Genomic DNA, 7,484 nt, shown 5'->3' with positions numbered 1-7,484 from the left:
ACGGCTGCTTGAAGTTTTCCATGAAGCGAAAACCCATCATCAAGCCCAGGCCGATGGCCATGTCGCTGTAGCCGGAGAAGTCGAAGTACAGCTGCGCGGTGTACGCCAGTGCGCCGAGCCAGGCATCACCCGTGGTCGGGTTTTGCAGGGCGAAGCAATGGTCGGCCACCACCGCGAGGGTGTCGGCAATGAAGACTTTTTTGATGAAACCCTGCATGAACCGTGTGCAGCCCTCGGAGAATTTGTCGAGGGTGTGGGTGCGGTTGTTGAACTGATCGGCCAGGTCGCGGAAACGCAGCACGGGTCCGGCGATCAGGTGCGGGAAGATCGCCACGAATGCCGCGAAGTCGATCAGGTTGCGGGTCGCCGGTGTGTCGCCACGGTAGACGTCGATGATGTAGCTGATGGACTCGAAGATGTAGAACGAGATACCGATCGGCAGCAGCACGTGGGTCAGGATGAACGGCGACAGGCCCACCGACGTCATCATCGCGTTGATGCTGTCGACGCCGAAGTTGGCGTACTTGAAGTAGCCCAGGATGCACAGGTCGACGGCCACGCCGAGCAGCAGCCAGCGCTGCGCCGGTTTGGTCCTGACGCCTGCGGCACCGACTTTCAGGCCGATCCAGTAGTTCCACAATGTGACGGCCGCGAACAGCGCCAAAAAGTCCACACGCCACCAGGCGTAGAACACGTAGCTGGCAATCAGCAGCAGCAGGTTGCGATAGCGTTGCCCGCTCAGGTAGTACAAGCCGAGAAAGATCGGCAAGAACAAAAACAGGAATACATTGGACGAAAAAACCATCCCGATCTCTCCTTGTTTAACCAACAGTCAAGGGCCAACGGCCCCCCCAAACCCCCCACGAAATTCGGGAGAGCTACGATCGTTCCCACGCGCTGCGTGGGAATACCTCACTGGACGCTCTGCGTCCGCTTCGGCATGTGACGCGGAGCGTCACGGGCTGCATTCCCACGCAGAGCGTGGGAACGATCAATTTGTGTTACGCCTCAGGAACCCTTCTTGCCCTTTTCATTGGCCGGGTCATAAACCTTGGTCAGGTCACCACCGAGGCGGAAGGTCTTGAATGGTTGCATCTCGTGTTTCTTTTTCAGCACATCCGCCGAGCAGGTGTAGAGGCTGCAGAAGGGTTCGAGCCAGGCGAATTTCATGTCCTCTTTCAGATCGGTCATGTCCTGTTTCTTGCCGTTCTTGCTCTCGAATTCATCCGGGTCTTTCACCCCGGCCAGTACCCGATCACCCAGGCGTTTCAGCGCGCCGTTGTTCTCCTGACGCAAATCCACACCGTTTACCTGAGCGAAGCTGGCGATCATCGCCAGTGGCGGCAGGGCGTAGTTGTGGTAGGCGAGGGCGCGTTGTTGGCGCTTGAGTTCGTTGGGCAGGTAACCGTCGGCGTCGACCTGATTGGCGCCGACCTTGAACTCCTTCACAGACCAGTCGAACAGGTCGCGACGGTTGGTGGCGATGGACGTAGCCATCACCGACCAGGCGGCCCAGTACGAGTGGTTGTTGGTCTTGTCCAGCGGCAGGTTGTCCCAGTCGCTGACCACCTGATCGGCCATCTTGCTGAACCAGGCTTCGATCAACTGCGATTCTTGCTGATGATTGGCCAGCGGATGGGAATCGGAGAACTTCAGGCGAATGTACGAAGAGGCCATGCTGCCCAACGCCCATTTGCGCATCGACTTGCCGGTGTGGTTGAAGTCCTTGGACATCAACGCGTCGGCCTTCGCCCATGCTGTCAACCAGTTGAGCGTGCATTCCAGTTGTTCCGGGCGACCGTCACGCATGAACTGCATCACTCGTTTGGCGGTGCCGCGCTCGACCTTGGTGATGTCGGCGGTGCTGTCGCGGAAGGCCTTTTCCGATTGCACATTCAGGGTCGAACGCGCCTTGTCCGAGCCTTCATATTTGCTGCGAAATTGCAGGGCACCGGTATAAGGCGTCGGCATGGCTTCGCAGCCATCGCCGCCGTCACCGGTTTTGACTTTCTCGATCGGCGCAAAATAGCCCTGTGGCGGGCGCAGCGGTGCAGCCGCTTGTGTGGCGCCGGCGAATATCGCCAGGCTCAAAAGCGTCGGTGCCAACAGCGTTGAGAGTTTTGAATTTCGCATGGCAGACCTCATTGCCCGGCCGAAGCGGTACGTTGCTCAGCGCCCGGGAATACGTTGCGTTTGCAGATTTTCGCTTCGACTTTCTGAGGCGCGGCACCCGCTTTTTCAGGGCCCTGGACTTCGACGGCCAGCAGGTTCTGCGAGGCCCAGTCTTCGTCCGTGCGCAACTCGAAGGCGAAACGCCCGTCAGTGTCGGAGGTTTCCGGTTTGTCGATCTTGATGTCCTCGTGGCGACCGTTCATGTACCAGAGGGTGGCTTGCAGGGTTTTCACCGACGTGTCGGCGAAGCGGATGTCGACCTGGTGACTGCTGTTTTGCAGGTTCAGGTTTTTACTGTTGACCATCAATTCGTTCTTGCCCGGCTTCAGGGTGGCGCTCCCTGACATCTGTGCGTCCTTGCCTTCGCAACCGTTATCCAGCAGCGCCATCATCTGGCGGTAGATGGTTTCCTGGTCGAGGCGATACAAAGGCGAGAATTCCCAGATAAGAATTTTCGGCGGTTTCTTCTGGAACTCGTCGCTGCCCAGGTATTGCAGCATCGAACCTTCCAGGCCACCGCCGGGGAACGCTACGTTGAGAATGTCGGCGCCGATGGCCTCTTCGAGGAAACCGGCGAAGTTGTAGTTCTTGCCACTGTGACTGGTGCCGACCAGGGTAATTTCCGGATTGCCGGAATCACCGAACAGATCGCCATCGCCTGCTTCGCCTTTTGGCTCGGTGGTGAATTGATCCATGTACTGGATCGCGTAGCTGGTGCCACAGAGTTGACCGGCCATGTTGTGCAATGTTCCGGTCTTGCCCATGCGACCCGACTTATGGGTCTCGAATTCACGCTTGGGAATGTCGGCGAAGGCCGGGATCTGCTTGACCTTTTCGGCGACGATTTTCGCGGTGCGCTGGGCGCCGTACGGGGTCCAGTGCTGGTCGCCACGGAAATAGAAATCGTGGGCGGGCAGGGTGTCCGGCAGTTGTTCGTTGGTCAGTGGCGACAGGTCCGGTACGACGTAGCCCATCTGCGCAAAACGTCCGAGCATGGTCTTGTAGTTGCGCAGCGCCTTGTCGAAATCGAAGCTGGCTTTCTCGGCCGGATTCAACTTGTTGCGGTTCACCAGGCCACGGGTCGGCTGGTAAACCACCACCAGTTCCACGCCTTTGCTCTTGAACGCATCGTGCAGTTGCTTCATGCGTTTGTAGCCGGCCGGAGTGGTGTCGAATTCGGTGCGCAGGTCTTCCTGGGTACGGAACAACCAGTCGCCTTGGGCTTGCACCAACGTGGTGAAGTTCTGCTGATAGCGCGTGGTGTAGTTCTTCGCGTCGTGGGCGGCTGGGCACAGGCTGCAGCACGGTTCGGCACTGAATTTCGGTGCCTGTGCTTCAGAGGTGCCCGCATCGGCTCGCACGCCGCCGCTGGCCGCGAGAATGCCAGCGGTCAGGGCAGACAGGCTGAGTAATTTGATCAAGTGTGGGTGCATAAAATTATCCTCAGTCCCGCATATCGGTCTGGCGTTCGACAGGGTCGATCAGCACGGCTTTCTGCTGGCGCACCAGCAGGTCGAGAATTTCATCCTGGCGCTCGCCGAGAATCCCCGAGAAGCTGATGCCACTGGATTTGGTCGGTGCGAGCATGGACACGCGATACAGCTCGACGCTCAGCGGCGAGTCGATGGACAGCGGGCCGCTGCCGTTGGCCGCCAATTCACCGCCGACCACGATCAGTGACACCTGGGCGTCGAACGGGTCGAGCTTGATGTCACGGTCGGTGTCGGAGAGGTCCTTGATATGGCCGTAGACACCGGTCAAACCGTTGGCCATGGCGACGTTTTCGTAGAGGCGAATGTTCACGCTGTTACGAATGCGGATGCCGTGGCGGCGGTTGCTCACGACCTTGTTGCCCCACAACAGGTTGTCGGCACTCTCGTAGAGGGTGATGCCGTCGGTGTGGTTCTGGTAGATCTCGTTGTGGGCGATCAGGTTGTTCACGCTGTTACGGTCGATCACCAGGCCCGACAGCTTGTTGTCGTAGCTGCGGTTGTTGAAGATGAAGCTGTCGTTGACCTCACGGGAAATAATGATCCCGTGCTTCTTCTTGGTCCCGAACACCGTGTTGTCGGCGATGATCAGTCCATGGGACCGGTCATGCGGGTCGATGCCGTAGACGATGTTGTCTTTGTAGGTGTTGCCCTTGACCACGAAATCGCGGGTTTCATAGCAGTAAAAGCCGTACCACATGTCCGAGAATTCGGAGCCGACGATCCAGCCGGTCGGTTCAGATCGCTTGAGCACCTTGGCCATGTTCGGCGTGTACTGGGAAATACTCACGCCATAGGACTTACTGTTGGCGTAGCCGAAACTGGCGATCTTGCTGTTGGCGATGTAAGTCTCGGTGCCGCCCCAGGACAGCAGGAACGGACGGAATTCCGTCGGCGAGCTGAACGTCGCCGGGCCGTTGTCCTTCTCGCGCCAGCCGGTGATTTTGGTGTCGCGCACGAACAGTTGGCCGTCGTTGACCAGGAACGAACCGGCCTCCTGGGACAGGCGCAGTTCCTGGGTCTGCTTGTCGATTTCCAGGATGCCGTGACGGCCGACCACGATCGGCAACTTCGCCAGGTAAACCCCAGGCGCGGTTTCGATGACGTATTTGGGTTGCTTCTTCGCCAGGTCCTTGAAGTTCATGTAGCCGTCGTCGACGAAGATCGCCTGCGGGATGCCGTGCTGACGCACCACCCACTCGGCCATCTTGTTGTCGCCGCCGATGAAGTCCTTCAGGGCATCCTCCTGCATCATCCGGCGCACGCTGATTTTACCGGCCTTGCTGCGCACGATTTTCGCGGCGATGGCTTCGGCGGTGTAGCCCGAGACATCCGGCAGTTTCGGCGTGGCCAGTTCCAGCGGCGCGGTCGGCGCGCTGCTGACGGTGTAGGTCTTGGCCTGTTGCAGTTCCTTGGCCGTGGTTACCGGCTTCGCCGGTTCCACATTGGCGAAGGCAGTCGCGCTGGCCAGCAGCATCGCGCCGGCCAACAGGCTGATCGAGCCTTTTCGGGCTGGATGATTCATCTGGGAGACTCCCTTCGCAATGTGCATCAGAAGCGCCAGATCACGTCGATGAATGCGCGGTGCATGTACGAATCGACTTCCTTGCCGTAGGCATCGCCCGGCTTGAACACACCGCCACGGAAGCGCACCAGGGCCGAAGGCTCATCGATGGACTGGCTCAACGCCGCCGGCAACAGGCCTTGCTTGAAGTACTTGGTGACCACCAGGTCCATCTCCTGACCGAGGTCTTTTTCGCCATCGTTCAGCGGCAGCGAAGTGCTGGAGAGGATCGCGCCGGTCACGTCGTCGGTGTTGTTCTCGACGGCGTTGATGCCATTGCTGCCGACTGGCTTGTTGCCGTCGACGCGCCAGAACTTGTGGTAGATCAGGCTGGCGTCGTATTCGTCGTTGAGCATCCACGAACCGAACAGGGTGGCGGTCTGCATGTTGTTCATTTCGCCACGGAAGGCTTCGCCGAAACGGTGTACCCGCGAGCGGGTGCCGGTGTAGTTCGAGCGATTGCTTTCCAGGCCGTTCTGTTGGTACTCGGCGCTGGCGCGGGCATAGGCGGCACCGACTTGCCACTGCGGGTCGAGGCGCAAGCGCACGCCGACATCGGTGGCCCAACCGTTAAGGTCATCACCGCGCTTGGCTTCGGTCGGGCGTGTGCCATCGGCATTCAGCGGGTTGACCGTGTCGGTGTCGCCGCGCATACCGGTGATGCTGCCCCAGTAGTTGACCGTGTTGGTGTTGCGCCAGTTGTAGGCATCACTGTCGGCGGTCAGGCCGATCCAGCTGATGTCGCCGTTCTGTTTCTTGTCCAGCGAATCAGCCGGTACGCCTGGCTCCGGGAAGTCGAGCTTGCCGTTGTCATGGGTGTGATGACCGCGAATGCCGACCCAGTTGCCGGGCGTCCACTGGTACGAGGCATCGGCGTAGGCGTGCAGGCGATCCTTGTCTTTCGGCGCCAGTTCCTTGAGGTCGGTGCGGTACTCGCTGAAGCGTTCGGCGATACCGACGTTGGCGCGCAGCAGGGTGGTATCGAAAGTCCAGTTCAAGGCTTCGATGTTGGTGTCGCGCCATTGGCCGTCGTCGTTGCGCAGGCGCTGGCGACCCAGCTTCAGGATCTCGCCGGGGTAAGGCGTGAAGCCGCTGTAGCCGACCCAGAATTCGCGCATCGCCAGGTAGTTTTTCTTGGTCTCGCGATCACCGTTGTCGGTGGTCTGGGCACCATCGGACTGTTGCAGGGTGTCGGTCTCGATGATGTCGGTGGACGTCACCGCCTGACCCATGGCGTAGGCACTCCACGCGCCGCTTTCGCCGTAGACCCACGGACGCAGGTCGAGGCCGACGCCATTGACGTCGCCACCGGGGGCGGTGCCGAGGTCGCGGTCGTCTTCGGACTGGCCGGTGATTTTCACGTCCAGGCCGAAGTTCTTGGTTTCTTCAGTCATCGCAGCGAGCGTCGGGCAAGACCAGATCAGCGCGAATGTCAGGCCGATACCGGCCTTCATGAATGGATTCAACTTCATTTGGATTCCTCGCTGGCTTCTTCTTGCAGGGCGTTCAGCTCCGGCGTGTTCGGGCTCAGGGCACCGCGCACGGCCTGTTCTTGTTTCAACAGGCGTTGGGCTTCGGCCAGCCGGTCGGGCGGCAGTTGCGTTTGGATTGTTTGCGCAAGCTCGGTGGCTTGCGGAGTGTTCTGGGCCAGGGCCAGTTGGCTGAAGACGTAGGCGTTCAGCGGATCAGGCTTGGTGCCCTTGCCTTGGGAAAACAGTTGGGCAATGGCGAAGTCGGCGCTGTTCTGGCCGTTGCGCGCAGCGGTCAACAGATGGTCGAGCGCTTTCTGTGGATAGACCTTGCCCAGGTAGCCACGGCGATAGATCTGGCCGAGGTAGTAATCGGCGGCGACTTCGCGGCCGACGGCTTTCTGGAAATGCGCTTCGGCGACCTTGGCGTCAGCCGGCACCAGTTTGCCTTCGAAGTAGAGCTTGCCCAGCAGCAGTTCGGCGCGGGGCTGGTCGGCGGCGCGGCCGTTGTCCAGGTACTTCATCATCTGGTCGACGTCGCCCATTTCGGGGAAATCGTAAAGCAGTTGCGCAAGGGAGACCCACGAGGCCGGGTAGCCCGGTGCGATCGGTTCGAGCAGCGACTGTGCGGTTTTCTCGTCGGTCTTGCCCAGGGTCGAATCGGCGAGCACGCGGGCGACGCTGTCGACGCGCTGCGCCGAAACGGTGCCGCGAGCGTGAGCCGCTTGCATCTGTTTGATGAGCTCGGCCTGTTGCTCAGGCTTGGCCTGTTTTTGATAGACCGTGGCC

At 60.0% G+C, this 7,484-nt stretch carries 6 protein-coding genes; all 6 read right to left on the bottom strand.

Going from position 1 to position 7,484, the window contains the following annotated elements; genetic code table 11:
* A partial coding sequence (locus tag ACRESJ_RS22965) for an MBOAT family O-acyltransferase (RefSeq protein WP_431759970.1) occupies positions 1–805 on the bottom strand: 805 nt, incomplete at its 3' end.
* Positions 806–1,008: 203 nt separating this feature from the next.
* Positions 1,009–2,133 carry a mannuronate-specific alginate lyase gene (locus ACRESJ_RS22960; RefSeq protein WP_431759969.1) on the bottom strand — a complete coding sequence of 375 codons (1,125 nt, stop codon included), beginning with the start codon at positions 2,131–2,133 and terminating at the stop codon, positions 1,009–1,011.
* A gap of 8 nt (positions 2,134–2,141) precedes the next feature.
* On the bottom strand, positions 2,142–3,605 hold the full coding sequence (locus ACRESJ_RS22955) for an alginate O-acetyltransferase (protein WP_431759968.1): 1,464 nt from the start codon (positions 3,603–3,605) through the stop codon (positions 2,142–2,144).
* 10 nt (positions 3,606–3,615) lie between these two features.
* Complete coding sequence (algG, locus tag ACRESJ_RS22950) at positions 3,616–5,187, bottom strand: mannuronan 5-epimerase AlgG (protein ID WP_431759967.1); 1,572 nt, start codon at positions 5,185–5,187, stop codon at positions 3,616–3,618.
* 26 nt (positions 5,188–5,213) lie between these two features.
* Positions 5,214–6,698, bottom strand: a complete 1,485-nt coding sequence (locus ACRESJ_RS22945; protein ID WP_431759966.1) for an alginate export family protein — start codon at positions 6,696–6,698, stop codon at positions 5,214–5,216.
* A partial coding sequence (locus ACRESJ_RS22940) for a tetratricopeptide repeat protein (RefSeq protein ID WP_431759965.1) occupies positions 6,695–7,484 on the bottom strand: 790 nt, incomplete at its 5' end. The genes ACRESJ_RS22945 and ACRESJ_RS22940, both read right to left, overlap by 4 nt.

The sequence above is a fragment of the Pseudomonas sp. genome (genome assembly GCF_050739655.1).
Classification (GTDB): Bacteria; Pseudomonadota; Gammaproteobacteria; order Pseudomonadales; family Pseudomonadaceae; genus Aquipseudomonas.
Note: the sequence above shows the minus strand (reverse complement) of the source record. Positions and strands in the feature narration are given on the sequence as shown.

Excerpts from the sequence above, each read along its gene's own strand:
- ACRESJ_RS22945 (WP_431759966.1), bottom strand. The coding sequence starts at position 6,698 with ATGAAGTTGAATCCATTCATGAAGGCCGGTATCGGCCTGACATTCGCG.
- algG (WP_431759967.1), bottom strand. The coding sequence starts at position 5,187 with ATGAATCATCCAGCCCGAAAAGGCTCGATCAGCCTGTTGGCCGGCGCG.
- ACRESJ_RS22960 (WP_431759969.1), bottom strand. The coding sequence starts at position 2,133 with ATGCGAAATTCAAAACTCTCAACGCTGTTGGCACCGACGCTTTTGAGC.
- ACRESJ_RS22955 (WP_431759968.1), bottom strand. The coding sequence starts at position 3,605 with ATGCACCCACACTTGATCAAATTACTCAGCCTGTCTGCCCTGACCGCT.